Here is a 26,026-nt window from a genome sequence, read left to right on the forward strand (position 1 = left end):
TTCGCCACAGAGCGACATCCCAGGGTTATGGATCGCCTTTTAAGATTTTGGATAGAAGAGATGTCATTACCGCATGTAATACTCACGGTGCTCAGCCACCGTGACGCAACTGGTTACGATATAACCAAAGAGTTTTCTAACGCTATCGGGCACTTCTGGAAAGCCAGCCATCAGCAGGTCTATCGTGAACTCAACAAACTCGCCGACATGGGCGCCGTGAGTTGCCGACTGGAGCCGCAAGATGGTAAACCTGACAGAAAGGTCTACTCCATCACGGACATTGGCAGACAGAGCCTTTATGAATGGCTCCTGATGCCTGCCAAACACCCCACTGAACGCGATGAAGTGTCGGCAAAATTATTGACCTGCAGCATTTTCGACCCCGCACCCATGATCGAACACATGCACGCACTGATGGATCAAAGCCGCCTCCAACTGAGTCAGTTTCGGGATATGGAACGCAGCCATTATGCGGATACTGCCCAGCTAACCCGGGAAGGTCGCTTGGAAAGGCTGACCCTGCGCCGCAACATTCTTCGCAAAGAGGCATGGCTGACCTGGGCAGAAGAAGTTCTGTTTGAGCTTAACGCCATGGAAACCATGTCGATAAGCAAGAAAGTCGCTGCGCAGTAAAAGGGGTTCCTAAAGCAAAAACCGTCGCAATACGACGACGGTTTTTTGTTTCTGGTGTTCAGGCTGTTGACCTTTTGCCGTTAAACCGTGGGACGCACACCCAGTGTATGGCAAAGCGCGTAAGTCAACTCTGCACGGTTTAGGGTATAGAAGTGAAAATCCTTCACCCCTTCACGGCTGAGAACGCGAACCATATCGATCGCATTGCTTGCCCCAACCATCTGGCGGGTAACCGGGTCGTCTTCCAGGCCGTCGTATTGCTTGTGCATCCAGGCCGGGATGCGCACATTGGTCATGTTGGCAAACTTTGATGCCTGCTTAAAGTTAGATACTGGCAGAATGCCCGGAATGATCTCAACATCGATCCCTGCTGCTGCGCAGCGGTCACGAAAACGCAGGTAGCTCTCGACATCAAAAAAGAACTGGGTGATCGCACGGTTGGCGCCGGCATCCACCTTCCGTTTGAGATTAATAAGATCGGCCTGCGCACTCTTGGCTTCCGGATGGACTTCTGGATAAGCGGCTACGGAAATATCAAAGTCCGCTTCACCTTTTAAAAGCTCAACCAGATCAGCGGCATACATATCCGGTTTCTGGCTTTTCTCAGGCAAATCACCACGTAATGCCACAATGTGGCGGATACCACTGTTCCAGTAATCACGGGCAATGTCACGCAGCTCGTCACGGCTTGCATCAATGCAGGTCAAGTGGGGGGCGGCCTCAATACCGGTTTCCTGCTTGATGCTTTTAACGATGCCGTGGGTGCGGTCGCGCTCGCCGGAGTTTGCACCGTATGTGACAGACACAAATTTGGGTTTCAGGGTTTTCAGACGTTGTACCGATGCCCAAAGTGTTTGCTCCATCGCCTCTGAGCTTGGCGGGAAAAATTCAAACGACACATTGATGTCGCCGTTCAAATCAGAAAGGTTTTGATTCAGTGCATCCAGATGGCTGGCGTGTGAGTATCCCATAACGTCTCCCTACCCCGGCATGTTCTGCCGGACAATCCTTTTAAATCGACATCCATTTAGACGTCTATATGTCTAGATATTGAATTGCGAACAATTTAAAGTCAACCGACTTCACGTGAATTTTATTCATGATCATCATCTACGTCTCTCATGCTTACGCCATTATCGTTAAAAGATAGCGGATACCTGTTTTCAGGAGACGAAAAAGCGGAGACCCCGCTCCGCTTTCTACTGTAAGGATGTGATTATTTCAGCAAGGATGCGATGCGATTCAAGTCAGAGAGCAGCGCCCCTGCTGTCACATCACGTCCAGCGCCCGGTCCGCGGATCACCAGCGGGTTTTCACGATACCACTGGCTTTCAATCGCAAAGATATTATCGCAGGGCAAGAGGTTGGCCAGCGGATGCTCTTCCGGCAACACCTCGATACCTACCCGTGCCTTGCCATCGCGGGAAAGCCTTGCGACGTAACGAAGCACACCTTGTTCTTTTTTCGCACGCGCCAGCCACTCTTCCAGTGCGTCATCAAGCTGGGCACTTTGATCCAAAAACGCATCCAGCGACAGTGTCGACAAGGCTTCCGGCACCAGTGACTGCACCTGAACCTGTTCAGGCTCCAGATCCAGCCCTGACTCACGGGCCAGGATCACCAGTTTACGCATCACATCTGCACCACTGAGATCCTCACGCGGATCCGGTTCAGTTAATCCCTGCTGCCACGCCTGTTCCAACAACTCACTGAATTTAACTTCGCCATTGAACTGCTGGAACAGCCAGGACAATGTGCCGGAAAAAATACCGGAAATCGCAATGATTTGGTCACCACTTTCCCGCAAGTCACGCACGGCATGATTGACCGGTAATCCCGCACCGACGGTCGCGTTGTAGAGCCAGAATCGGCCGGTTTTGGTAAAGGCATCCTGCACCTGGTGATACAACTCACCACTGGCTGAGCCTGCCACTTTATTGGCAGAGATCAGGTGATACCCGTGCTCGGCCAGATCCAGGTATTGCAGCGAAATCGGTGCACTGGCAGTGACGTCTAACACCACAATGTCATCGTAAGGGTGGTTCAGCAGTGCCGCCAGCCACTCATTGCCCTCATAAGGTGTTGCCACCTCATCAAAGCGGGACATCACGATGTCAGCATCGATACCATCAAAATCAACCCACTGGTTGTCACTGTCCAGCACCGAAATCAGCTCAAAATTCATGCCATGGCGCTTTTCCAGTGCAGCCTTCTGCTCGGCAAACAGGCTGAGCCAGCGGCTGCCGATATTGCCCTTGCCAAGCAGTACCAAGCCAATACGGCGCTGCGCCTGAAACAGGGCGCGGTGAATATCAGATACCAGTGCCGCCGTGTTGGTCTTACGCAAAATGGCGGCGATGCTGAGACCGCTGGCGGATTCAGAAATAAATTCAATCGGCTGGCTGCGAAGCTGCTGGTAAAAACCATGGCAATGGACCGGGTTTGCGGTAACCCCTGCACCGACAGCCGCCACCATGCTATACCCTTCGCGCAGCCGGATATCGGCGGGAATACCGGCATCCTGCAACTGCTCCAGCACGCTGTTTACCACTTCGGCGGTGTACGCCAGTTGAATGCGGTGTTGGTCTGCACTGAAACAGGCTGCCAGAGGCTGGGTTTGGTGACGGGCCAGTAAGCGTTCAATATCACGTTGCGCGGCCATAAAATCGTGAGCACGTGGCACATCCAGTTGCAGCAGACACACATCGCCGAGCGATGTAATGATTTTGGCGCCGCGGCCTGATGCCAGCACGCGTTCAATACGGGTGGAGCCAGATTCCGGCTCGTAACTGCAACGCAGGTTCAAATCAATGCTGCTTTGTGCCACCGGTTGCAAGGTGCGGGTGTGCAAAACCGGCGCAGCCAGACGCGCCAACTCTGCCGCTTCGTCAAGGCGCAGCAGTGGCAGCAAGCAGGCGTCACCGACAATGCGTGGGTCAGCACTGTAGACACCGGCAACATCACTCCAGATGGTTACGCGGCTGACATCCGCCAGTGCACCAATAATGGTGGCAGAGTAATCTGAGCCATTTCGTCCCAGCAGAACGGTTTCACCGGCAGTGTTTTGCGCCATAAAACCGGTGATCACGATACGGCGTTTGGTGTGCTGGACAAGTTGTTCTTTTAACAACGGCCAGGAGCTTGCCCGATCGACTTCCGGCTGCGCGGCACGTTCTGCGCGCAGGAACGTCCGGGAATCGAGCTTCACTGCTGGCATGCCAAGCTGAGTCAACAATGCCGATAACAGGCGCGCTGACCAGACTTCACCAAACCCCTGCGCCCAGGCGCGCTGTGCGCTAGACAGCGGGTTTTCTGCCGCTTGTGCCAGCACACTGAAATCCTGATACAGGGCATCAACCAGCACCTGTTTTTGTTCGCCTTCAATCAGGTTTTCAATCAAATCCTGCTGATATTTGCGCAGGCTATGCAATGCTTCATGGGCCAGACGGCCGTCTTTACCCAATAAGGTCAGCCATTCAATTAACCGGTTGGTGGTTTTACCTGCGGCTGACACCACGATGATATCGGTCTCACCACTGTATTGCGTCAGGATACGGGCAACGCGGCGAAAGCAATCTGGATCGGCAAGGCTGCTGCCACCAAACTTGTGTAACTGACGGGTCTGCGACTGCTGAGGGGATACAACTTCAACCGCGCTCATTGCTGGTTCTCTCTTACTTTATCGAATGCTTGTTTCAGGTCGGCGACGAGATCGGCCTTGTCTTCCAGACCGACTGACAGGCGAAGCAAGGTAGCTGCAAGGCCCGCTTCTGCCTGTGCGTCGTCCGACATGGCCCGGTGTGTCATGGAGCCGGGATGGGTCACCAGACTCTCTACACCGCCCAATGATTCGGCCAACGTGAACAGCTTAAGTGACGAAAGGAAAAGTTTCAGCTCACTTTCGCCACCTTTAAGCTCAAAGCTCAACATTCCACCAAAACCTGATTGTTGTTTCTTCGCAATCTCATGTCCCGGGTGGGTGGGCAGCGCCGGATGGTAGATGGTATTCACCAGAGGCTCCTGTTTCAGGTAGTCCAGCACAGCTGTGCTGTTTTCCTCATGCTGGCGCATGCGTGCGCCTAACGTACGAAGGCCACGCAACGTCATATAACTGTCAAACGCATTGCCGGTCGCCCCGATACAGTTTCCCCACCATTTCAGATCGTCATACAGCCCGGCATCTTTGGCGACCACCACGCCGCCTACCGTGTCAGAATGTCCATTGATAAATTTGGTGGTCGAGTGCACAACAAAGTCTGCTCCCAGGTTCAGGGGCTGTTGCAGTACCGGTGACAGGAAGGTGTTATCTACCCCCACCCAGGCTCCTACGTCGTGGGCTTTTTCACAAATGGCGGCGATATCTACTACCCGGAGCAACGGATTAGATGGGGTCTCCAGCCATACCAGCTTTGGCTGCTGTGCCAATGCCGCTGCCAGCACTTCGGGGTTGGTCTGGTCAACAAACTCGACCTTGAATGCCCCCATGCGGGCGCGGGAGTCAAGCAGCCGGTATGTGCCGCCATAGCAATCGTGCGGCGCAATGATCAGATCATCCGGTGACAACAGGGAAAGCAGCAGGTTGATGGCAGACATGCCGCAGTTGGTCACCACTGCCCCCGCGCCGTTTTCCAGTTCTGCCAATGCCGTTTCCAGCAGGGATCGTGTTGGATTACCACCACGGGCGTAATCATAGGTTGGCACAGTGCCAAATTCCGGAAATTCGTAGTTGGTCGACAGATAAATCGGAGGCACAACGGCGTGGTGCTGCGAATCTGTGGTGATACCGGTGCGGACGGCAATGGTTGCGGACTTCTTGTCGCTCATGGCGTGCTTCCCTGTCTATGGATGATCGAACTCAGCGCATTCACAGATCAAAACGTGATCTGATGGGTATTTGGTCAACCTTAACCATTCAAGACTAAGACGTCAACACTTCTAGACGTCTATATGTCTTTACTTGTAGCGGTTAATATCGCTAAAATTTGGGTTTCATCCAACCTGGGTTGTGTTTTCCGGCGTTGGCAGCGATTTAGAACCTAAACTGCTAAAGAAGGTGAACAATGGCAGACTGGAATGGCGAATATATTAACCCTTACGCCGAGCATGGTAAAAAGAAAGAGCAGGTAAAGAAGATCACCGTTTCTATCCCGCTGAAAGTGCTTAAAATCCTGACGGACGAACGTACTCGTCGCCAGGTCAACAATCTGCGCCATGCCACCAACAGTGAACTGCTGTGTGAAGCATTTCTGCATGCCTATACCGGCCAGCCACTGCCAACGGATGATGATATTCGCAAGGATAAGAGCGATAGCGTACCGGCTGAAGCCAAGCGTATTATGAAAGAACTTGGCATCGAGTTTAACGAAGAAGAGTATTGATTTCGTTAGCGCTGCGACAGGATACAAACAAAAAACCAGCCGAGTAGCTGGTTTTTTTATTTATGGTTGAAAACCCTTAGATTTCTTTGTCGGCCATGTAGTTTTCAGGCATATCAATACGCGCAACGCCTGAGTCTACCGCTGCCTGTGCTACTGCTTTGGCAACGCGAGGCAACAGACGGGGATCCATCGGTTTTGGAATGATGTAATCCTTGCCAAATTCGAGTTTATCGACACCCGCCGCTTTTAAGACGCTTTCCGGCACTGGTTCCTTGGCAAGGCTACGGATCGCTTCCACTGCTGCCAGTTTCATGTCATCGTTGATTTGGCTGGCACGCACATCCAGCGCACCGCGGAAAATGAACGGAAAGCAAAGCACATTGTTAACCTGATTCGGGTAATCAGAACGACCGGTACCCATGATAAGATCATCACGCACTTCATAGGCCAGCTCCGGTTTGATTTCCGGATCCGGGTTCGAGCAGGCAAACACGATAGGCTTATCTGCCATCAGCTTCAGTGCTTCCGGCGGCAGCAAATCCGGGCCTGATACCCCCAGGAAAATGTCCGCGCCTTCAATCACGTCTTCCAGTGTGCGCTTGTCGGTATTGTTGGCAAACAACTGCTTGTATTCGTTGATGTCATCACGGCGGGTATGGATCACACCCTTACGGTCCAGCATGTAGATTTTCTCACGCTGTGCACCGCATTTGATAAGAAGTTCCATACACGCTACCGCTGCCGCACCGGCGCCCAGACAGATAATCATGGCTTCTTTGATGTCTTTGCCCTGGAGCTCCAGCGCATTGAGCATACCCGCCGCGGTCACAATCGCTGTGCCGTGCTGGTCGTCATGGAATACCGGCACATTACAGCGCTCAATCAATTGTTTTTCGATTTCAAAGCAGTCCGGCGCCTTAATGTCTTCCAGGTTAATGCCACCAAAGGTGTCAGCGATATTGGCAACGGTGTCGACGAATTCTTCGATAGTTCGGTGTTTGACTTCAATATCGATAGAATCTAGACCTGCAAACCGCTTGAACAGCAGCGCCTTACCTTCCATTACTGGCTTGGATGCCAGTGGACCCAGGTTGCCCAGACCCAAAATCGCGGTGCCGTTTGAAATCACGGCCACCATGTTGCCTTTGGCGGTGTATTTATAAACGTTATCAGAATCTTGTGCGATTTCACGGACCGGCTCAGCCACGCCTGGGCTATAAGCCAGCGCCAGATCTTCAACGGTATCAGCAGGTTTGGTAAGTTCAACGGAAATTTTACCCGGCACCGGATACGCATGATAGTCCAGTGCCTGTTGGCGTTTGTCTTCAGACATGTATTGTTCCTGATTTCATTGTTATTGGCTAAAAGGGCCCTCTGCCTGACCCATTACCTTGCTGATGATGGTTCCCGCAAGCAGGGCTTCCCATATCAACAAGTGGCGGAATATGCGCATTCCCATGTTTCTGTATCTTGCCGATCTCCCTACACTGGCACTGATGTATCCCTCTATTGAGTCTAGTGGACTCAAACAAAAGACACGCATCACCGTTTCGGGTCATTGAGCCGAAGACATAGAGAGTTAAAATGTTAACGCAGCGCGAATCGCAGGACCAGCAAGGATTTATGCCTGATTATTTTCGCTTGGAAAAACTGTCTCAGTCTACTTACACTCCATTATGCAAAAGGTCTTACAAGCGGTATCAGGAAACAAAAAAGGGTGCTTTCGCACCCTTTTTTTTCATTATGAATCGCACAATTATTTGCTAGCAAGCACACCGAAACGTTTCTTGAAGCGGTCAACACGACCACCGGTGTCAACTACGCGCTGAGTGCCAGTGTAGAATGGGTGGCACTTGTCACATACGTCCAGGTTGATGTCTTTACCCAGCGTCGTTTTGAATTCAAAAGTGTTACCGCAAGAACATTTTGCAGTTACTGCGGTGTATTCTGGATGGATACCAGCTTTCATAGGGATAACCTCTAATCTAAGGCCGTGTCGCTCTCCCGAGCCTATCGGGCACCACACGTCGTTAACAAACAGTTTGTAAGGCGCGAAATTCTAATCAAGGTGACCGTCGATCGCAACTTTTTTGTTCAATTCATTTTCACCGGTCATCACCGCGCGATGCCAAAGAAAATCACCGCCAGCCTTTGCGCCTGCCAACAGCATGGGTACACTGTCGCCAACCTTGTCTGATTGCCTAAGCGTTATCGCACCATGACCCCAACGATTGCCCAGGTGGCGCTGCCCGTTCCGCTATACAAAACCTTCGATTACTGCATTGCCGGTGAAAGGCCTGTCGTGGGAGGACGTGTGCGCGTGCCTTTCGGCAAGCAATATAAAGTGGGCGTCGTCACGGCATTGACTGATAGCTCAGACTTTCCTCTTGAGCAACTCAAGCCCATCAATGCCGTGCTGGACACCTCACCACTTTGGACGCCACCTCTATATAAAGTGTTGAACTGGGCAAGTGGCTACTACCAGTATCCACTCGGTGATGCACTGGCTACCGTGATGCCAGGCGCGCTGCGCAAAGGCAAACCGGCCACCCGGGAGCGCGAGAGATACTGGCAACTGACTGAAACGGGGAAAACACAGCCGCTGTCATCACTCTCCCGCGCTCCAAAACAAGCACGCGTGCTGACCCTGCTTCGCCACGGTGCTATGGCACACAGCGATCTGCTGGAAGAAGACCTGACTGCTGCTGTCCTGAAAGCGGTGGAGGAAAAAGGCTGGATTGAAACCACCAACGCCCAGCCCACCAAACCCTGGCAGCCAGATTATGCAGTGATGGAAGAAAAGCCTAGGCTGAACAGTGAACAGGCCATGGCGGTTGCCACGATTAATGCCAATCCTGACTTTGCCTGTTACCTTATCGAAGGGGTGACTGGCTCTGGCAAAACCGAGGTATACCTAAACCTGCTGGAACCGGTGTTAACACGTGGCCAGCAAGCGATGATCCTGGTGCCGGAGATTGGCCTCACACCACAGACCATCAACCGCTTTAAACGCCGTTTTAACGTGCCAGTCGTGGTGATGCATTCCGCATTAAATGACACCGAACGCCTCAATGCCTGGCTTGCCGCACGCGACAATGAGGCTGCGATTATTATCGGCACCCGCTCTGCCCTGTTTACTCCCTGCAAGTCCCTCGGCATCATCATCGTTGATGAAGAGCATGACGCATCCTATAAACAGCAGGATTCATTCCGCTATCATGCCCGCGACCTGGCAGTGATGCGTGGGCATGAGGAAAACATTCCTGTGGTGCTGGGCTCTGCCACCCCCTGCCTTGAAAGCCTGCATAACGCAAAAACCGGGAAATACCATCACCTGATTTTGTCCGTGCGGGCAGGGAATGCCCTGAAAACCCAGAATGGCGTATTGGACATTCGGGGCCTCTATCTGGAAGCCGGGCTGTCCGCCCCTTTGATTGCCGAGATGCGAAAGCACTTGTCGCAAGGCAACCAGGTGATGCTGTTTTTAAACCGCCGTGGTTATTCCCCGGCCATGATGTGCCATGAGTGCGGCTGGCTGGCAGAGTGCCAGCGCTGTGATGCCTATTACACCCTGCACCAGAGCAGTCATGAGCTTCGCTGCCACCACTGTGGCTCACAACGCCCCATCCCGCACCAGTGCGGAAGCTGTGGCTCAACACAGCTTATCAGTGTCGGGGTGGGTACCGAGCAACTTGAAGCCCAGCTTGAAACCTTGTTCCCGGAATACAAAACCATCCGTATTGATCGCGACAATACCCGCCGGAAAGGGTCATTGGAAGCCTACCTCAATGCAATTCACAACAAGGAATATCACATTCTGATTGGCACCCAGATGCTGGCAAAAGGCCATCATTTTCCCGACGTTACCCTGGTGGCTCTGGTAGACGTCGACAGCGCGCTGTTCAGCAATGATTTCAGGGCGCCAGAACGGCTGGCGCAGCTTTTTATCCAGGTTGCCGGCCGCGCAGGACGCGCCAGCAAACCCGGGTACGTGCTGCTGCAAACCCACCACCCCGAGCACGCCTTGCTGCAATCACTGGTCCGCAAGGGGTATGACAGTTTTGCCGCTGATGCACTCAATGAGCGGAAAATGGCCCACTTGCCTCCGTTCAGTTATTTCGCCCTGATCCGGGCAGAAGCCCACCACAGTAGTGAGGTCGAACAATTCCTGCATCAGGCGCGTACCGTGCTTGAGGCCACGCCGATCCCTGATGATGAATGTGCCGTCATGGGTCCGGCACCGGCACCGCTTCACCGCAGGGCCGGACGATTCCGCTGGCAATTGGTTTTCCAGGCACCTAACCGCCGGATTTTACAACAAAGATTATCGATGGCACTGCCCGCTATCCGACAGCTTCCACTGGCGAAAAAAGTCCGTTGGTCACTCGACATCGAACCGCAAGACATGAGCTGATGCAATTTCATTCACTTAAACCGACCGAGATCACGGTATTCTTGTAATTACTGTTAACATGACCGTGTTTAATACATCGCCATCAGATTAAGATAGGCAAGTGGACAAACATTGTCCCGTTGCTGAAGGTCCCGGTCACCTCTGGGAAGCATCGCCAATCATAACGAGAAAGAGGAATGACACTATGGCGACAATGAAGGATGTTGCCCATCTGGCCGGCGTCTCAACCGCGACGGTATCCCGCGCACTGATGAATCCGGAAAAAGTCTCGGCATCTACCCGCAAAAAAGTTGAGCAAGCGGTTATGGAAGCGGGCTATAGCCCCAACTCGCTGGCAAGAAACTTACGTCGTAATGAATCAAAAACCATCGTCGCTATCGTCCCTGATATCTGCGATCCCTATTTCACAGAAATCATTCGTGGTATCGAAGAAGCAGCAATGGAAAACGGGTACCTTGTGCTGCTGGGTGACAGTGGGCAACAGGAAAGCCGTGAAAGTTCTTTTGTGAGCCTGGTTTTCACCAAGCAAGCTGACGGTATGCTCCTTTTAGGTACTGATCTCCCTTTTGACGTCAGCAAACCCGAACAGAAGAACCTGCCCCCTTTGGTCATGGCCTGTGAATATGCCCCCGAACTGGAACTGCCAACCGTTCACATCGATAACCTGACAGCGGCATTTGAAGCCGTGAACTACCTGGCCCAAGTTGGCCATAAGCAGATCGCACAGATCACCGGAAACCCAGATGCCGCATTAACCCAATTCCGCGTACAGGGCTACCAGCAAGCACTGCGCCGTGGCGGGATAACCATTAACCCGGCATATACTGTGACCGGTGACTTTACATTCGCGGCTGGTGCCCGTGCCATGACTACCCTGCTGTCGCTACCTACACCACCGACTGCGGTGTTCTGTCACTCCGATGTGATGGCAATTGGCGCCATGCAGCAGGCAAAACGTCTGGGTTTCCGCGTTCCGCATGACATTTCCATCGTCGGCTTTGACGATATCCAGTTCGCCGAATATTGCGATCCGGCGCTGACTACTGTCTCCCAGCCACGTTATGACATTGGTCGTCAGGCAATGTTAATGCTGCTGAAGATCCTGAAAGGCAGCGATGTGCAAGCAGGTTCACGCCTGCTTGATGCACAACTGGTGATCCGCGAGAGTGTCGCCCCCCCTTCACGATAATCGGACTTGACCGGTACTGGCGTGTGTCTTCACAAGCCAGTACCATATAGCCTTCATTGAGCAGAAAAGATACCAGAATCAGTGGCAACCAGAGATTACGTCAAACGTGGCAAAGCGCCACGGAAACCGACCCGAAATACCAAAAAACAACCACCCAAGCCGGTATTCCCGTTGAAATGGGCGTTCGTTGCGCTGTTTCTGGTCGTGGGCTTTGGTTATGGTCTCTACTACCTCTCTACCAGCGAGCCACCTGCCCAACCCGTCGTGGAAACCCGGCCGGCAACCAACCCCCAGCCAAAAGACGGAGAAGTGATACCACCGAAACCTGAGGAGAAGTGGAGCTACATCGAAGAGCTGGAAAACAAGGAAGTGAAGGTGGAAGCCAATGAACCTGAACAACCCAGTCGCCCATACCTGATGCAATGTGGCGCCTACCGCAGTGCCAGTCAGGCTGACGAGCGTAAAGCCTTAATTGCCTTTCAGGGCCTGCAAAGCCACATTAAAACCAGTCAGGGTGAAAAAGGGCTATGGTACCGTGTGGTGTTGGGGCCTTATCCCATGAAACGGGATGCTGAGCGAGACCGCAACCTGCTGCGCCGTGCGGGAATTGAGCCTTGCGCCATCTGGTACTGGGACTGATGATTTTGACGCTGAACTGATTTTGAACAGTTAGAGGGCAACGCAGTGCTTTGCCCTTGAATTTATTGTCTCCCGTCCCCACCTTTGCTGTAACAACCCATACTGGTAATAACCAGAAAGAAAAGTAGAGGTTCTTCCGTGACAACTATCGTTTCTGTTCGCCGCAACGGCAAAGTAGTGATCGCCGGCGATGGCCAGGTGTCACTGGGTAATACCGTCATGAAAGGCAATGCCCGTAAAGTCCGTCGTCTGTATAACAACAAGGTACTGGCAGGCTTTGCCGGTGGTACAGCAGACGCGTTCACACTGTTCGAGCGTTTTGAACGCAAACTGGAAATGCATCAGGGTCACCTGACAAAAGCAGCCGTTGAACTTGCCAAAGACTGGCGGACTGACCGTGCACTGCGCCGCTTGGAAGCCTTGCTGGCGGTCGCCGATGAAACCGCCTCACTGATCATCACAGGTAACGGTGACGTGGTACAGCCGGAACACGACCTGATTGCCATCGGCTCTGGTGGTAACTTTGCCCAGGCGGCAGCAATCGCACTGCTTGAAAATACCGAATTGGATGCCCGGGAGATTGCTGAAAAATCCCTGACCATTGCTGGTGACATCTGTGTCTTCACCAACCAGCACCACACCATTGAAGAACTCGATTATTAAAGCAGGATCCAGCATGTCTGAAATGACCCCACGCGAAATCGTATCCGAATTGGACCGACACATTATCGGTCAGAACAAAGCCAAACGCGCGGTGGCGATTGCCCTGCGTAACCGCTGGCGCCGTATGCAGCTTAATGAAGAGCTGCGTGCAGAAGTCACCCCAAAAAACATTCTGATGATTGGACCCACCGGTGTGGGTAAAACCGAAATTGCCCGCCGCCTGGCCAAGCTGGCGAATGCGCCATTTATCAAAGTTGAAGCCACCAAATTCACCGAAGTCGGCTATGTCGGTAAAGAAGTGGAAAGCATCATCCGCGATCTGACAGACGTGGCGATTAAAATGACCCACCAGCAGGCGATGGAAAAAGTGAAATTCCGCGCTGAAGAGCTGGCGGAGGAGCGTATTCTGGATGTTCTGCTGCCGCCACCACGTGATGCCTGGGGCCAGTCTGATGAGCCCAAAGCTGACTCTGCAACCCGCCAGAGCTTCCGTAAGAAAATCCGTGAAGGCAAACTCGACGATAAAGAAATCGAGATTAATCTGGCAGCACCACAAATGAGCATGGAGATCATGGCACCTCCTGGCATGGAAGAAATGACCAGCCAGCTGCAAAGCATGTTCCAGAACCTCGGTGGTGGCACCACATCGAAAAAGCGCAAAATGAAGCTGAAAGATGCCCTGAAAGCAGCCACCGAAGAAGAAGCGGCCAAGCTGGTTAATCATGAAGAGCTGAAAGAACAAGCCATTGCAGCGGTGGAAAACAACGGCATCGTGTTCATCGATGAAATTGACAAAATCTGTAAGCGCGGTGAAAGCTCGGGCCCGGATGTGTCACGCGAAGGTGTACAACGCGATCTGTTGCCGCTGGTCGAAGGCAGCACGGTATCCACCAAGCACGGTATGGTAAAAACAGATCACATCCTGTTTATCGCCTCGGGAGCATTCCAGGTGGCATCACCGTCAGATCTGATCCCTGAGCTTCAGGGCCGCCTTCCTATCCGTGTTGAACTGGAAGCCCTGTCTGCGTCTGACTTCAAACGTATCCTGACCGAGCCGAATGCGTCACTGACCGAGCAATACATAGCGCTGATGGGCACCGAGGATGTCAACCTGACCTTTACCGAAGACGGTATTGAAGAGATTGCCAATGCCGCCTGGCGTGTGAATGAGAAAACAGAAAACATCGGTGCCCGACGCCTGCACACCGTGATGGAGCGTCTGGTTGATGAGATTTCTTTCAGCGCCAGCGAACGCGGTGGCGAGTCTTTCGAAATCGACGCCGAGTATGTACGCAATTGTCTGGAAGAGTTGGTTGACGACGAAGATCTGAGCCGCTTTATCCTGTAAGCATCCGGCAAAAAAACTCACCGAGGGCAGCACATCGCTGCCCTTTCTTATGGCAGATATTTCCCAGTGTGGGGATTGTTATTGCCCCCCACCGAAAAAACACCAATAATGCTCTCTGCGTTAACTCATTCAATGCCAAGGCTATGTCCTCATCTACTCTCAAAACCTGGCTCGATGCCGCACGTCCCAAAACCTTGCCACTGGCCATTGCCTGTATTTTGTGTGGCAGTGCCGTTGCAGCGCAAACTGCACAGTTTTCCTTTACCCTGACGGCATTGGCTCTAGTAACAGCACTCTTACTGCAAATCCTGTCCAACCTTGCCAATGACTACGGTGACGCAGTAAAAGGCACCGATAACGAAGTCCGGCTTGGTCCCAAACGCACCATACAACAAGGCCTGATCACACCGCAGACCATGAAAAAAGCCATGGCTGTCAATGTGATACTGACCGTCACTGTTGGGGCGACCCTGATATTAACTGCTTTCGACAACGCCACAGACATCCTGAGCTTTGTTGGCCTTGGCGCCTTGGCCATCGTAGCCGCCATTTGCTACACCGTGGGCAACAAACCCTATGGCTATAAAGGGCTTGGCGATCTATCAGTATTGATTTTTTTTGGCTGGCTGGGTGTGGCCGGCACCTACTATTTACAGGCTGGAACGCTGAATACTATCGTCTTGTTGCCAGCCACCGCATGCGGCCTGCTGGCCGTCGGTGTGCTGAACATTAATAACCTACGTGATATCGACAATGACCGAGCCTGTGGCAAACATACTCTGGTAGTGCGCATGGGGCCGAAATGGGGCCGTACCTACCACCAGATTTTGCTTGCGACAGCCTTTGCCTGCTTCGCCCTGTTTGCCCTGATACAACCTGTGGGATGGCACGGCTGGCTGTTTATATTGGTCCTGCCACTGGCCATCAAACATGGTTATGCCGTCATGACGTCACCGGATGGAGAGAGCCTGCGTCCGATGATGGGAGACATGGTACAGGTCGCGCTGCTGACCAACGCATTATTTGCAGCAGGCATCCTACTTCATTAATACACGGGATTGACGGCCAGAGGATTTGTGCCGTCAGTCATTGCAAACCCCCGGCTTGTCGTATACTTTTTTGCTTAGGGTGACGCGAGGCTTAAGCCCGCGCCACAACGATTCGGCCACTAATTGCCAAAGAGAAGTCTGATTATGGAATACAATACCTCTGAACTGTGTGACATGTACCTGGATCAGGTGGATGTTCTTGAGCCTATGATGAGCTCCTACGGCGGTCGTAGCTCGTTCGGCGGTCAGGTGACGACCATCAAATGCTTTGAAGACAATGGACTGATTCGTGAAGTGGCCGAACAGGACGGTCAAGGCCGCGTGATGCTGGTCGACGGCGGTGGATCGCTGCGCCGTGCACTGATTGATGCTGACATTGCCACACTGGCAGCTGAAAACAACTGGGAAGGCATCGTGGTGTACGGTTGTGTACGCGATGTTGACGCTATTGATGAACTGGATATCGGTATCCAGGCATTGGCATCGATTCCTGTTGGTGCGGATACCCAAGGGATTGGTGAGGTAGACGTGCCGGTCAATTTTGGTGGGGTCACATTCCTGCCGGAAGATCATCTGTATGCCGACACCACAGGCGTTATCCTGTCGCCGGAACCGATTGATATCGAATAGTCCTGTGTCAAACGCAGAGAGAAAAACAGAGCCAATTGGCTCTGTTTTTGTTTGGGCTTACTCGACTTCTTCAATCTTACCGAGCAGGCTGCGAATGCGTTGTTGCCATGCTTCCTGATCAGCCTTCAGCCGCGCATTTTCCTGCTCTAATGCTTCACGGCTTTCACGGATAGTCTCCGCTTCACGGCCCAATGTTTCGTTTTTCTCTTTCAGTTCTTCGATTTCCATTTGCAGCAACGAAATTGTGTCTACTGCCATCTGAACTTTGGCTTCAAGCTGCTCTAAAATTTCCAATGACATCAAGGCCACCTATCTGTTCCAACTTATAAGCGCATTGCGCAATTTTCTCGCCAAGGCTTGCCATCTCTGGCTTCTGCCCTTGAGCGCCCCAGCAGCTATTCTAACTGTGCCTGACCAATGTCGCACCTTTGGATTTCCTATTTCAGTCACAAGCGAACAAAAAAACAGCAGCTCCAACGCTCCCTCAAAAACCTTATTGGAGGAGGCTCTGCCTCAATACGCACTAATACGACTAAAAATGCGATATTGCACAATTTTTATTCAAAACCGTCGTGTTAAGTTGGCAAAGATCGTATCTTCCTTGGAGTATTCCAAGACTTGCCGGATTCGGCCAGGCTGTCAGTTCACTGTCAGCCTTTTCTTTTGGATTTTTCACCCCTTTCTCAACATCAAGCTCAACATCAAGGAATAAATGCTCGAAATCACTCAAAAAAGAACAAATAATGAGCGAACGCACATTTTACTCCTTAATGGCTTTCCGAAATTGGTTTCCCCGATAAAGTGGCTATACCTCCCCCTGATTACCTTGGCAAGGTATCCTGTTACCTGATGTATCAGGGCAGATAACGCTAAGCTTTCAATAAACCGCAAGGAGATCCCATGAGCACCGAGCCAACGTATATTGTCGCCCTGGATCAAGGAACCACCAGCTCACGCGCCGTGATCCTTGACCACGATGCCAATATTGTTACGGTCGCCCAACGCGAGTTTGCCCAGATCTATCCCCAAACCGGCTGGGTAGAACACGATCCACTGGAAATTTATGCCACCCAGACTGCCACGCTCGTCGAAGCCATGGGAAAAGCCGGCATTCGCTCTGATGAAATTGCCGCCATCGGCATCACCAACCAACGTGAAACCACCATTGTCTGGAACCGCCATACCGGCAAACCCATTTACAATGCTATCGTCTGGCAATGCCGCCGCACCGCCCCAATTTGCGAACAGCTCAAATCCGATGGCATGGAAGATTACATCCGTGAGAACACAGGGCTGGTGGTCGACCCCTATTTCTCCGGTACCAAAATCAAATGGATTCTGGATCATGTCGACGGGGCCCATGAACTGGCGCAACAAGGGGATCTGCTGTTTGGTACTGTCGATACCTGGCTGATTTGGAAGATGACTCAGGGACGCGTCCATGTCACCGATTACACCAACGCCAGCCGCACCATGCTATTTAACATCAATACCCTCGAGTGGGACGAAACCCTGCTCAAGGCGCTGGGTATTCCATCGTCGATGATGCCGGAAGTGAAATCGTCATCAGAGGTTTACGGCAAGGCTAATCTGGGTGGCAAAGGCGGCACCCGGGTGCCAATCGCCGGGATCGCGGGCGATCAGCAAGCCGCGTTGTTCGGCCAGATGTGCGTGGAAGCTGGGCAAGCCAAAAACACCTATGGCACTGGCTGCTTTTTGTTGATGAATACCGGCAAAGAGAAAGTCACCTCAAAAAATGGTCTGTTAACGACCCTTGCCTGCGGCCCAACGGGCGATGTTGTTTATGCGTTGGAAGGCGCTGTCTTTATGGGCGGCGCATCCATCCAATGGTTACGCGACGAAATGAAGCTGTTGACCGATGCCAAAGACTCAGAATACTTTGCCACCAAGGTTGACACCAGTAATGGGGTGTATGTAGTGCCAGCATTTACTGGGCTTGGCGCCCCGCACTGGGATCCGTATGCTCGCGGCACCATTGTCGGTATTACCCGGGGTGTGAATGCCAACCATATAATCCGTGCCACTCTGGAAAGTATTGCCTACCAGTCACTGGATGTACTGACTGCCATGGAGGCCGACTCCGGGATCAGGCTCGATTTCCTCAAAGTCGATGGCGGGGCCGTGGCTAACAATTTCCTGATGCAGTTCCAGTCTGATGTGCTGAACACCGAAGTTCAACGGCCAACAGTCACCGAAGTCACCGCACTGGGAGCCGCCTATCTCGCGGGTCTTGCCGTTGGCTATTGGCACTCGATTGACGAGCTGAAAAACAAAGCACAAATTGACCGGGTTTTCACCCCGTGCGAAGACGACGGCAAACGCGAACGCCGTCACCGGGGTTGGCAACGCGCCATTGAATGTGCCAAAGGCTGGGAGCGACCTTAACCGACATTGCGCCTTTCCCCCAGAAAGGCGCAACTTGCCTTAAAAACGCAAACGTTTCCTCTTGCTTATGGTAGAATCCGCGCCGAGTTTTTTGTTGTCGGCGTCCTCCCCGGTAACACTCTCCCACATTCATGTATCAAGTTCTCTGGAGTTAGAATGAAACGCGATTTGGCGATGGCTTTTTCACGCGTCACAGAAGGCGCAGCACTGGCAGGTTACAAGTGGCTGGGCCGCGGTGATAAAAACGCAGCTGACGGCGCTGCGGTTGAGGTAATGCGCGTTTTACTGAACAACACCGAGATTGACGGTGAAATTGTGATTGGTGAAGGCGAAATCGATGAAGCGCCGATGCTCTACATTGGCGAAAAAGTGGGCTTAGGCGGCGATGCTGTCGATATCGCCGTTGATCCGATTGAGGGAACCCGCATGACCGCCATGGGCCAGTCCAACGCGCTGGCCGTACTGGCTGCCGGTGAGAAAGGCACGTTTCTTAAGGCCCCAGACATGTACATGGAGAAACTGGTGGTAGGCCCAGAAGCCAAAGGGGTTATCAATATCGAGCTGCCACTTCGCGACAACCTGATCAACATCGCCAGTGCACTGGGTAAATCGCTCGACGAGTTGGTGGTGACTACGCTGGCAAAACCTCGCCATGATGCGACCATCCATGAAATGCAGCAGATGGGTATCAAGGTGTTTGCGATCCCTGACGGCGACGTGGCGGCCTCTATCCTGACCTGTATGCCAGACAGCGAAGTGGATGTGATGTATGGCATCGGCGGCGCACCGGAAGGGGTGGTGTCTGCCGCCGTGATCCGCGCTTTGGGGGGTGACATGAATGGCCGTCTGCTGCCCCGTCATGAAGTAAAAGAAGACAACGCTGAAAACCGCCGTCTCGGTGAGCAGGAAATCGCACGCTGCAAGGAAATGGGCATCGACACCCACGTGCGCCTGAAAATGGAAGACATGGCCAGCAGCGACAACGTGATTTTCTCCGCCACCGGCATCACTAAAGGTGATCTGCTGGAAGGCATTACCCGCAAAGGCAATATCGCTACCACCGAAACCTTGCTTGTCCGGGGGAAATGCCGCACTATCCGCCGCATTAAATCGACCCATTATCTGGATCGTAAAGACGATGCGGTGAAGGCAAATATCCTCTGATCCCTCACCATAAAATGGGTAAAAGCACGTTCCGGCGTGCTTTTTTTGTTCCCATACCTTTTTCATCGCCATTTCAGGACCTGCCTTCCCATGAACGTAGCAAAGCGTAAAAGGACGGTGCGAGTCATCATTAAATAAGTAAAGACATTGCTTTATTTAGCCACATCCACACATAATGACACATCTGGAACCGTGACAAAGACGCAATGAAAACAGTCGATAAAATCCTGCACAAGATAAAACGTGAAGGCGCGGTCAGCGCACGTGTGCTTGCGGACGAGATGGGCCTGACCACCATGGGGATCCGCCAACATTTGCAAACCATGGAAGATGAAGGCTTAGTCAATTTCAGCGATATTCGCGTCAAAGTCGGCCGTCCAACCCGCCATTGGTCACTGACCGCAGAAGGTCACCGCCGTTTTGCTGACAGCCATGGTGATCTGGCTGTCTCTGTGATTGATTCGGTAGAATCTCTTTTTGGCGAAGCGGGACTCAAAAAAGTCATTGCCCAGCGCGAGGAAAAAACATTACAGCATTATCGTGATGCGCTCAAAGATTGCCATAATTTGAAGGCTAAACTTGAAACCTTGGCGTATCTTAGAGAGAGTGAAGGTTACATGGCTGAGCTGCAGGAAGTGGATAACGGCTTCCTGCTGATCGAAAATCACTGCCCTATCTGCCAGGCCGCCAAGCGCTGCCCGATGCTGTGTGAATCAGAGAAAAATATTTTCCATACCGTTTTAGGCGATAACTATCAGATCACGCGGGAAGAACACATTATCGAAGGACAACGCCGTTGCATTTATAGGGTTCAATCACGATAGTCACTGCACACACATTATGGATTGCATGAGGAGGATGTATGGCCACCTGGATCAAAGCGAAAGTTATTGAAAACCGTCGCTGGAATAAAGATCTGTTCAGCCTCGTCCTCGACGCCGACGTTGATCCCTTTATTGCCGGGCAATTCACCAAGCTTGGCTTGGAAATCGACGGGAAAATCATTCAGCGCGCCTATTCTTTCGTCAATCCTCCCAACAGCAAATACCTCGAAATCTATGCGACCCGGGTTGCTGATGGTTTATTGTCACCCCGACTGCATGCCCTGGAAGCCGGTGAAACGGCTCTTATCACTAAAGAGGCCAGTGGCTTTTTTACTCTTGATGAAATCCCGAAAGGCGAAGATTTGTGGATGCTGTCCACCGGCACGGCAATTGGCCCCTTCCTGTCGATTCTGCAGCAGGACGAGGTCTGGCAACGCTTTCGCAAAGTGGTACTGGTTCATGCCGTACGCTTCTCTGCGGATCTGAGCTATCAGGCCGAAATTAACGGGCTAAAACAAAAACGTAGCGATCAAATCATCGTGCAACCCTTTGTCAGCCGGGAGCCTAAAGCCGGCGCACTTTCAGGACGCATAACCCATGCACTGGAAGATGGCTTGCTGGAACGTGTGGTGGGACTCAAACTGACCGCAGAGAAAAGCCAGGTCATGCTGTGTGGTAACCCTCAGATGGTCAAGGATGTCCGTGCCATTTTGCTCGACAAAGGGCTGGAGAAAAACCTTCGCCGTAAACCCGGTAACATCACTACCGAGCAATATTGGTAACCTTTTGCGGCCCCGGCCTATTCGCCTCAGGAGGGAAAAGTGCACGGTTTTTCCCTCAACAAACAAAACGCCAAACACTTTCACCGCAATTCTTATCATTGAGAAACCCTAATACCGTATGCCGTGTTTTAGGTCACAATCAATCAATTACCTGTATCAAAGCCAAAACACACCTTAGCAGTTAACACTCAACGTCTCATTATTGAGGCATTTACGCAATTGAGCGCTTATTTTTTAACCGTATAGTCAAAGGCAAGTCATGCGCAGCCAGAGGAGTCATGCCATGAAAACCTTGCCTTCATTTGACGAATTAAAAACGTTAGCAGAGAGCGACCCACACGCGCTGGAAGCACTGCGGCTTGAAATGAGCGAAGCGATCATTGAGAGCGCCTGTAAGCACATGCAGCCACAACTGCGGGCACAGATGAGCCATATCAACCGGGTGATTGCATCGGGGAAAAACCCTCACCACGTTAACACACTGCTGATGAAAGAGCTGATGCGCCAGTTTGATCGCTTCGCAACCGCAGTGAATAACCCCGCGGCGTTGACAGAGCGAAGTGCGACCGTCACCACATTACACCCCAAACACAATCAGGCCACGGTTGCGATAGAAGGCTAACCCCATTTGGGGCAGTAGTCTGCTACCGCCCCTTTTTGCCTTCCGCATTTACGTCGACCTCTTCGCATCAACGCGCTACTTTCGCGTACCAACGTCTGTCCATATCCCGCACGTCTACGGTTAAACTCGCCACGTCTGATGCGTGTTGCTGCACCACATCCAGCAATGCATGGCTGAGACTGCGCTTCTGTTCCTCATTCCGCCCATCGAGCAACCACAGGGTAATGTGGATAAAGTTCTCCTGATCATCCTGCTTACCAATCAACCAGTCATGACAGGCATAAGCGCGGGACTTCACATCACTGGCGCCAAAAACACCGCTGCCAATTGCCGTCTGGTGCAACCCCTCTAACAACTGGCCAATACTCACCCGCTCTGAAACCGGGTCGCTGTATTCCATGACAATATGGGGCATAACTCACTCCTTGTTACGATAATGAGCCACTTTACCCCAGCATTTCGGACGATTGTTACTGGAGAGAAGAATATTCTCCCCAGATCACACCGCTTCGTTTTTCTCGCAGGTAGCCCAATCCGAAAATTAATAACGGAATTTTGTTACTCAAAGGTTCACATTTGCGCATAAAACAAGTACAAACGATGACGTTTATGATTTTGGACAGGAAACGCTGGCAGCGGTGCTGCTATTGTTTCCGCAACTGAATATCGATAATTGGATTACGGAGGAATTCCCTATGCGCCGTCCATTGGTAATGGGTAACTGGAAACTTAACGGCAGCAAAGCCATGGTAACAGATCTGATCAAAGGCCTGGACGCACAACTGGCTGACGTTGAAGGTGTAGACGTTGCTATCGCACCACCAGTGATGTACCTGGATTTGGCAGAGCAGCTGCTGGGCAAGGCAGAGAGCAAAATCCTGCTGGGCTCTCAAAACGTTGACGTGAATGCAAGCGGCGCGTTCACCGGTGATATTTCTCCGGAGATGCTGAAAGACTTTGGTGCGACCCATATCATTATTGGTCACTCTGAACGCCGTCAATACCACGAAGAGTCTGACGAGTTTGTCGCCAAGAAATTTGCCTTCCTGAAAGCGCACGGTCTGGTGCCTGTACTGTGTATCGGTGAATCTGAAGCTCAGAACGAAGCAGGCGAAACCGTGGCAGTGTGTGCACGCCAAATCGACGCCGTGATCAACACCCAGGGCGTTGAAGCACTGAACGGCGCCGTGATCGCATACGAGCCAATCTGGGCGATCGGCACAGGTAAAGCGGCAACAGCAGAAGACGCACAGCGTATCCACGCAGAAATCCGCGCGCACATTGCAGCGAAAAGCGAAGACGTGGCGAAGAACGTCATTATCCAGTATGGCGGTTCTGTTAAGCCTGAAAACGCCGCCGCCTACTTCGCACAGCCAGACATCGACGGTGCCCTGGTCGGCGGTGCAGCCTTGGATGCCGCAAGTTTTGCCGCGATTGCGAAAGCTGCCGCACAAGCAAAAGCGTAATTTCCCCTATATGAAGAAAAGGAGAGGCCCCGGCTTCTCCTTTTTTGTTTCTGCTTTATCCGCCTATATCCGCCCGCTATACTGCGCTTTTCTATTTGGCGAGTCTGCATCCATGTTTCATATTGCACTCCATGAACCCCAGATTGCCCCAAATACCGGCAATATTATTCGTCTTGCAGCGAACACGGGCTGTAAGCTTCACTTGATTGAGCCCCTAGGCTTCAATTTCGAAGAGAAAAAACTGCGCAGGGCCGGACTCGACTACCATGACCTGACGAATATTACCCGTTATCCGGATTACGCAACATTCTTGGACGCTATGGGTGATCGCCGCATCTTTGCCTGTACCACCAAAGGCAGCCGTCCACATTCGGATATCAACTATCAGGCAGGTGACGTATTCCTGTTCGGTTCAGAAACATCGGGATTACCAGACGACATACGGAATGCCTTTTCACCAGACCACCGGATCCGTGTCCCGATGTTACCCAATAACCGCAGCCTGAACCTGGCCAATTCAGTCTCTGTCGTTTGTTATGAAGCCTGGCGCCAGTTGGGATTCAAAGGGGGCTTATAAACAGCAAAAGCCGTTTATCGCCGCCTTATTGATTCATCAGCTTTAATGAGAGCAAGACTGTCAGGCCACCATTTTCATTGATCGACGCGCTGGCACTGCCACTGTGCTGGCGCATGGCACTGTCGGTGATCGCCAGCCCAAGCCCGGTGCCGCCACTTTGCCTGTCCCGTGCGGTCGATACACGATAGAAAGGCCGGAAAATATCGCTCAACATCTCCTCCGGCACACCTTCCCCATCGTCACTGACCCTGACAGCTAACTCACGTCCGGCCAGCGAAAACGACACCGTCACCTTGGCCTCCGCGTATCTGATGGCGTTGCGCACCACATTTTCCAACGCGCTGCACAAGAGGTTTCCATTCCCTTCGATGCGCGCATCCGGAATCGTGTCATACACCAGAGATTTTCCACTTTCGCGCGCTTCAAACTCCGCGTCCTGCAACAGGGTTCCCCAAAGTTCTGGCAGTGTGAACACGTCGCGCTCCGCATGGCTGTTGAGCTGCATGCGTGACAGCGACAGTAAATCAGCAATCATCTGCTCCATCCGCTCAGCTTCAGTATCGATGCGGGCGAGGTCAGGACTTTCTCCCTGTTTTCGAATAGCCAGTGCATTGGCCATGCGCAGACGGGTCAACGGGGAACGAAGCTCATGGGAAATGTCTGACAGCAGACGCTGTTGACCACTGATCATCTGGTTAAGCGCAGTCACCATCTGGTTAAAACTCGCACCGGCCTGGCTAAATTCCCTCGGCCCGGTTTCCAGCGAAGGGTCGGTTTCAAAACGCCCTTCCCCGACCCGTTCAGCCGCCGCCTGCAGCCTGCGAGCCGGACGGGTGACCGCCCACGCCAACCAGAGCAACAAGGGAGTACTGACTGCCATCGTAACCAACAACAACTGGAAAGGCCGATCGAGGATTTGTACATAAAATGGCGGTTTTTCCCGCCATAATTTACCGACATACATCAGTGCCTGCGCACTGCCGTCTTCAATCAGGAAGGGCCCCGCCAACATCCAGCGGCCATACAGGCGTTGCACCGGTTCATCAGGGTCATCCGCCAGTGAGGTGAAGTTTTTCAACATCCGGCTGCTGCCGTGGTGTCCCCTCACCAGCTGCTCACCGTCCAATGTGGTGAAGTAAAATTTCACCGGCGTACGATCCGGTTGCATTCTTTGTAACCGGATCAGTTTTTGCTTGAGCGTTCCCTGCATGGTGGATACTTCCGCCGAGATCTTTTTAGACAGTTCAGTGAACTCCATTTTCATTGATGGCGGCACAGTGTGTTGCTGGCGGGGATCGCTGTGCTGGGCAAACAACACCGCAATCAACACCAGCAGCAATGTCAGCCAGAAGATAGCAAAAATGCGACCATAAAGGCTCTTGATCGTCGGCAATTTCATTAGGCCTCCACCAGCAAATAGCCACGACCGCGCAGGGTTTTAATACGCGGTTTGCCATCTTCACGCTCCGGCAGTTTTTTTCGGATGTTGGAGATATGCATATCGATAGCACGATCAAACGGCGCCAGACGCTTGCCCAACACGTTCAGGCTGATATCTGCCTTCGCCACTACACAGCCTGGTTGCTTGATAAGGTAGGCCAATAACGCCGTTTCTGTACCGGTCATATCAATCAACTGAGCCTGACAATAGACCTCCATTTTGCCGGGATAAATGACGATATCCTGGTATACCAGCTTATCATTTGGCTCTTCACTGCGTTTTCCTTCGCCATGTTTGGCGGTGCGGCGTAGGATGGCGCGCATTCGCGCTAAAAGCTCACGATCAGAAAACGGCTTCGGCAGGTAATCGTCAGCACCCAGCTCCAGGCCCATCACGCGATCGATCTCTTCCCCTTTGGCGGTCAGCATCAGCACAGGTGTCTCCCAGCTATCACGGAGGCGGCGCAGGGTTTCCATCCCATTCAGTACCGGCATCATCACATCCAGCAAGACCAAATCTGTCTGATCACTGATTTTATCCAGCCCTTCCTGACCATTGTTTGCAATCTCAACCTGATAGCCCTCCAGCTCCAACAGGTCGTGAAGCAGGCTGGTCAGTTCTGTGTCGTCATCAATAAGAAGAATGTTTGCCATGTGGTGTGCCCAATACGGTTTCATCATCGTTAGTATCTGCCATTCAACACGGTGATTCCATGTGTAAGTCTTAGGTTTACCCGGCTTTACATTGCTTTACGTAGCAATCACACCGGTTTACATCCCAAGGGGTAAAGTAGCTCCCATC

26 protein-coding genes are annotated in these 26,026 nt (G+C 52.3%); 16 read left to right on the forward strand and 10 right to left on the reverse strand.

The annotated features are described in order from the left end of the window. The first annotated feature begins 60 nt into the window (after positions 1-60). A complete protein-coding gene (locus tag VHA_RS02230) occupies positions 61-633 on the forward strand; it encodes a PadR family transcriptional regulator (RefSeq protein WP_040528029.1) in 573 nt (190 codons plus the stop codon). A gap of 80 nt (positions 634-713) precedes the next feature. On the opposite strand, the gene metF is transcribed toward VHA_RS02230, so the two are convergent. From metF to VHA_RS02245, 3 genes are all read right to left on the reverse strand, one after another. Then, positions 714-1,604, reverse strand: coding sequence for a methylenetetrahydrofolate reductase (gene metF, locus VHA_RS02235; RefSeq protein WP_005501408.1), 891 nt, complete (start codon positions 1,602-1,604; stop codon positions 714-716). Between the two features lie 245 nt (positions 1,605-1,849). Beyond that, a complete protein-coding gene (locus VHA_RS02240; RefSeq protein WP_005501410.1) occupies positions 1,850-4,294 on the reverse strand; it encodes a bifunctional aspartate kinase/homoserine dehydrogenase II in 2,445 nt (814 codons plus the stop codon). Continuing rightward, the gene (locus tag VHA_RS02245; RefSeq protein ID WP_005501411.1) at positions 4,291-5,457 is read right to left on the reverse strand and encodes an O-succinylhomoserine (thiol)-lyase; all 1,167 of its coding nucleotides are present in this window, start codon (positions 5,455-5,457) and stop codon (positions 4,291-4,293) included. The genes VHA_RS02240 and VHA_RS02245 overlap by 4 nt, the downstream gene beginning before the upstream one ends. Positions 5,458-5,693: 236 nt before the next feature. Here VHA_RS02245 and metJ point away from each other — a divergent pair, with 236 nt between their 5' ends. Next, the gene (metJ, locus tag VHA_RS02250) at positions 5,694-6,011 is read left to right on the forward strand and encodes a met regulon transcriptional regulator MetJ (protein ID WP_005501412.1); all 318 of its coding nucleotides are present in this window, start codon (positions 5,694-5,696) and stop codon (positions 6,009-6,011) included. Positions 6,012-6,087: 76 nt separating this feature from the next. On the opposite strand, the gene VHA_RS02255 is transcribed toward metJ, so the two are convergent. Further along, entirely contained in the window at positions 6,088-7,344 is a 1,257-nt protein-coding gene (locus VHA_RS02255; RefSeq protein WP_005501413.1) for a malic enzyme-like NAD(P)-binding protein, read from the reverse strand. A 423-nt stretch (positions 7,345-7,767) separates the two neighbouring features. Continuing rightward, positions 7,768-7,980 carry a 50S ribosomal protein L31 gene (gene rpmE / locus VHA_RS02260; protein WP_005501414.1) on the reverse strand — a complete coding sequence of 71 codons (213 nt, stop codon included), beginning with the start codon at positions 7,978-7,980 and terminating at the stop codon, positions 7,768-7,770. Between the two features lie 249 nt (positions 7,981-8,229). On the opposite strand from rpmE, the gene priA reads away from it, so the two are divergent. The 7 genes from priA to rraA all read left to right on the forward strand — a co-directional run bounded on the left by priA (position 8,230) and on the right by rraA (position 15,943). Beyond that, positions 8,230-10,425 carry a primosomal protein N' gene (gene priA, locus VHA_RS02265; protein ID WP_005501416.1) on the forward strand — a complete coding sequence of 732 codons (2,196 nt, stop codon included), beginning with the start codon at positions 8,230-8,232 and terminating at the stop codon, positions 10,423-10,425. Positions 10,426-10,585: 160 nt separating this feature from the next. Beyond that, complete coding sequence (gene cytR, locus VHA_RS02270) at positions 10,586-11,614, forward strand: DNA-binding transcriptional regulator CytR (protein ID WP_226926545.1); 1,029 nt, start codon at positions 10,586-10,588, stop codon at positions 11,612-11,614. Between the two features lie 81 nt (positions 11,615-11,695). Continuing rightward, positions 11,696-12,253, forward strand: a complete 558-nt coding sequence (locus VHA_RS02275; RefSeq protein WP_005501418.1) for an SPOR domain-containing protein — start codon at positions 11,696-11,698, stop codon at positions 12,251-12,253. Between the two features lie 138 nt (positions 12,254-12,391). Further along, a complete protein-coding gene (gene hslV / locus VHA_RS02280; RefSeq protein ID WP_005501419.1) occupies positions 12,392-12,916 on the forward strand; it encodes an ATP-dependent protease subunit HslV in 525 nt (174 codons plus the stop codon). Between the two features lie 13 nt (positions 12,917-12,929). Beyond that, positions 12,930-14,264, forward strand: a complete 1,335-nt coding sequence (gene hslU, locus VHA_RS02285) for an ATP-dependent protease ATPase subunit HslU (protein WP_005501420.1) — start codon at positions 12,930-12,932, stop codon at positions 14,262-14,264. 143 nt (positions 14,265-14,407) lie between these two features. Further along, the gene (locus tag VHA_RS02290; protein ID WP_040528032.1) at positions 14,408-15,313 is read left to right on the forward strand and encodes a 1,4-dihydroxy-2-naphthoate polyprenyltransferase; all 906 of its coding nucleotides are present in this window, start codon (positions 14,408-14,410) and stop codon (positions 15,311-15,313) included. Positions 15,314-15,457: 144 nt separating this feature from the next. Further along, positions 15,458-15,943, forward strand: a complete 486-nt coding sequence (rraA, locus tag VHA_RS02295) for a ribonuclease E activity regulator RraA (RefSeq protein WP_005501422.1) — start codon at positions 15,458-15,460, stop codon at positions 15,941-15,943. Between the two features lie 57 nt (positions 15,944-16,000). Here the strand turns inward: rraA and zapB are convergent, their stop codons facing one another. Further along, positions 16,001-16,243, reverse strand: a complete 243-nt coding sequence (gene zapB / locus VHA_RS02300) for a cell division protein ZapB (protein ID WP_040528033.1) — start codon at positions 16,241-16,243, stop codon at positions 16,001-16,003. A 232-nt stretch (positions 16,244-16,475) separates the two neighbouring features. Then, positions 16,476-16,700: a hypothetical protein gene (locus tag VHA_RS02305; protein WP_005501424.1), complete on the reverse strand. Its 225-nt coding sequence runs from the start codon at positions 16,698-16,700 to the stop codon at positions 16,476-16,478. A 143-nt stretch (positions 16,701-16,843) separates the two neighbouring features. Here VHA_RS02305 and glpK point away from each other — a divergent pair, with 143 nt between their 5' ends. The 5 genes from glpK to VHA_RS02330 all read left to right on the forward strand — a co-directional run bounded on the left by glpK (position 16,844) and on the right by VHA_RS02330 (position 21,741). Continuing rightward, positions 16,844-18,349, forward strand: a complete 1,506-nt coding sequence (gene glpK, locus VHA_RS02310; RefSeq protein WP_005501430.1) for a glycerol kinase GlpK — start codon at positions 16,844-16,846, stop codon at positions 18,347-18,349. A gap of 156 nt (positions 18,350-18,505) precedes the next feature. Continuing rightward, positions 18,506-19,513 (forward strand): class II fructose-bisphosphatase, encoded by a 1,008-nt coding sequence (gene glpX, locus VHA_RS02315; RefSeq protein WP_005501431.1) that lies wholly within the window; start codon positions 18,506-18,508, stop codon positions 19,511-19,513. 206 nt (positions 19,514-19,719) lie between these two features. Further along, entirely contained in the window at positions 19,720-20,337 is a 618-nt protein-coding gene (locus VHA_RS02320) for a helix-turn-helix transcriptional regulator (RefSeq protein WP_005501432.1), read from the forward strand. A 38-nt stretch (positions 20,338-20,375) separates the two neighbouring features. Beyond that, positions 20,376-21,119 (forward strand): ferredoxin--NADP reductase, encoded by a 744-nt coding sequence (locus VHA_RS02325; RefSeq protein WP_005501433.1) that lies wholly within the window; start codon positions 20,376-20,378, stop codon positions 21,117-21,119. Positions 21,120-21,402: 283 nt separating this feature from the next. Continuing rightward, positions 21,403-21,741 carry a DUF3135 domain-containing protein gene (locus VHA_RS02330; protein WP_005501434.1) on the forward strand — a complete coding sequence of 113 codons (339 nt, stop codon included), beginning with the start codon at positions 21,403-21,405 and terminating at the stop codon, positions 21,739-21,741. Between the two features lie 67 nt (positions 21,742-21,808). Here VHA_RS02330 and VHA_RS02335 read toward each other — a convergent pair whose 3' ends face one another. Next, positions 21,809-22,156, reverse strand: a complete 348-nt coding sequence (locus tag VHA_RS02335; RefSeq protein ID WP_005501435.1) for a 5-carboxymethyl-2-hydroxymuconate Delta-isomerase — start codon at positions 22,154-22,156, stop codon at positions 21,809-21,811. Between the two features lie 280 nt (positions 22,157-22,436). Here VHA_RS02335 and tpiA point away from each other — a divergent pair, with 280 nt between their 5' ends. Then, positions 22,437-23,207 (forward strand): triose-phosphate isomerase, encoded by a 771-nt coding sequence (tpiA, locus tag VHA_RS02340; protein WP_005501436.1) that lies wholly within the window; start codon positions 22,437-22,439, stop codon positions 23,205-23,207. Positions 23,208-23,319: 112 nt separating this feature from the next. Next, positions 23,320-23,784, forward strand: coding sequence for a tRNA (cytidine(34)-2'-O)-methyltransferase (locus VHA_RS02345; protein ID WP_040528036.1), 465 nt, complete (start codon positions 23,320-23,322; stop codon positions 23,782-23,784). Positions 23,785-23,809: 25 nt separating this feature from the next. Here VHA_RS02345 and cpxA read toward each other — a convergent pair whose 3' ends face one another. Together cpxA and VHA_RS02355 are read right to left on the reverse strand one after the other, a co-directional pair. Further along, positions 23,810-25,183, reverse strand: a complete 1,374-nt coding sequence (cpxA, locus tag VHA_RS02350; RefSeq protein ID WP_005501439.1) for an envelope stress sensor histidine kinase CpxA — start codon at positions 25,181-25,183, stop codon at positions 23,810-23,812. Next, positions 25,183-25,878: a response regulator gene (locus VHA_RS02355; protein WP_040528077.1), complete on the reverse strand. Its 696-nt coding sequence runs from the start codon at positions 25,876-25,878 to the stop codon at positions 25,183-25,185. The genes cpxA and VHA_RS02355 overlap by 1 nt, the downstream gene beginning before the upstream one ends. Positions 25,879-26,026 lie beyond the last annotated feature (148 nt).

It is taken from the genome of Grimontia hollisae CIP 101886, assembly GCF_000176515.1.
Classification (GTDB): domain Bacteria; phylum Pseudomonadota; class Gammaproteobacteria; order Enterobacterales; family Vibrionaceae; genus Enterovibrio; species Enterovibrio hollisae.

Excerpts from the sequence above, each read along its gene's own strand:
- glpX (WP_005501431.1), top strand. The coding sequence starts at position 18,506 with ATGAAACGCGATTTGGCGATGGCTTTTTCACGCGTCACAGAAGGCGCA.
- VHA_RS02335 (WP_005501435.1), bottom strand. The coding sequence starts at position 22,156 with ATGCCCCATATTGTCATGGAATACAGCGACCCGGTTTCAGAGCGGGTG.
- glpK (WP_005501430.1), top strand. The coding sequence starts at position 16,844 with ATGAGCACCGAGCCAACGTATATTGTCGCCCTGGATCAAGGAACCACC.
- VHA_RS02325 (WP_005501433.1), top strand. The coding sequence starts at position 20,376 with ATGGCCACCTGGATCAAAGCGAAAGTTATTGAAAACCGTCGCTGGAAT.
- cpxA (WP_005501439.1), bottom strand. The coding sequence starts at position 25,183 with ATGAAATTGCCGACGATCAAGAGCCTTTATGGTCGCATTTTTGCTATC.
- metJ (WP_005501412.1), top strand. The coding sequence starts at position 5,694 with ATGGCAGACTGGAATGGCGAATATATTAACCCTTACGCCGAGCATGGT.
- rraA (WP_005501422.1), top strand. The coding sequence starts at position 15,458 with ATGGAATACAATACCTCTGAACTGTGTGACATGTACCTGGATCAGGTG.
- zapB (WP_040528033.1), bottom strand. The coding sequence starts at position 16,243 with ATGTCATTGGAAATTTTAGAGCAGCTTGAAGCCAAAGTTCAGATGGCA.
- VHA_RS02320 (WP_005501432.1), top strand. The coding sequence starts at position 19,720 with ATGAAAACAGTCGATAAAATCCTGCACAAGATAAAACGTGAAGGCGCG.
- VHA_RS02230 (WP_040528029.1), top strand. The coding sequence starts at position 61 with ATGTCATTACCGCATGTAATACTCACGGTGCTCAGCCACCGTGACGCA.
- tpiA (WP_005501436.1), top strand. The coding sequence starts at position 22,437 with ATGCGCCGTCCATTGGTAATGGGTAACTGGAAACTTAACGGCAGCAAA.
- VHA_RS02240 (WP_005501410.1), bottom strand. The coding sequence starts at position 4,294 with ATGAGCGCGGTTGAAGTTGTATCCCCTCAGCAGTCGCAGACCCGTCAG.
- VHA_RS02345 (WP_040528036.1), top strand. The coding sequence starts at position 23,320 with ATGTTTCATATTGCACTCCATGAACCCCAGATTGCCCCAAATACCGGC.
- rpmE (WP_005501414.1), bottom strand. The coding sequence starts at position 7,980 with ATGAAAGCTGGTATCCATCCAGAATACACCGCAGTAACTGCAAAATGT.
- metF (WP_005501408.1), bottom strand. The coding sequence starts at position 1,604 with ATGGGATACTCACACGCCAGCCATCTGGATGCACTGAATCAAAACCTT.
- VHA_RS02330 (WP_005501434.1), top strand. The coding sequence starts at position 21,403 with ATGAAAACCTTGCCTTCATTTGACGAATTAAAAACGTTAGCAGAGAGC.
- VHA_RS02290 (WP_040528032.1), top strand. The coding sequence starts at position 14,408 with ATGTCCTCATCTACTCTCAAAACCTGGCTCGATGCCGCACGTCCCAAA.
- priA (WP_005501416.1), top strand. The coding sequence starts at position 8,230 with ATGACCCCAACGATTGCCCAGGTGGCGCTGCCCGTTCCGCTATACAAA.
- VHA_RS02255 (WP_005501413.1), bottom strand. The coding sequence starts at position 7,344 with ATGTCTGAAGACAAACGCCAACAGGCACTGGACTATCATGCGTATCCG.
- VHA_RS02245 (WP_005501411.1), bottom strand. The coding sequence starts at position 5,457 with ATGAGCGACAAGAAGTCCGCAACCATTGCCGTCCGCACCGGTATCACC.
- VHA_RS02355 (WP_040528077.1), bottom strand. The coding sequence starts at position 25,878 with ATGGCAAACATTCTTCTTATTGATGACGACACAGAACTGACCAGCCTG.
- hslU (WP_005501420.1), top strand. The coding sequence starts at position 12,930 with ATGTCTGAAATGACCCCACGCGAAATCGTATCCGAATTGGACCGACAC.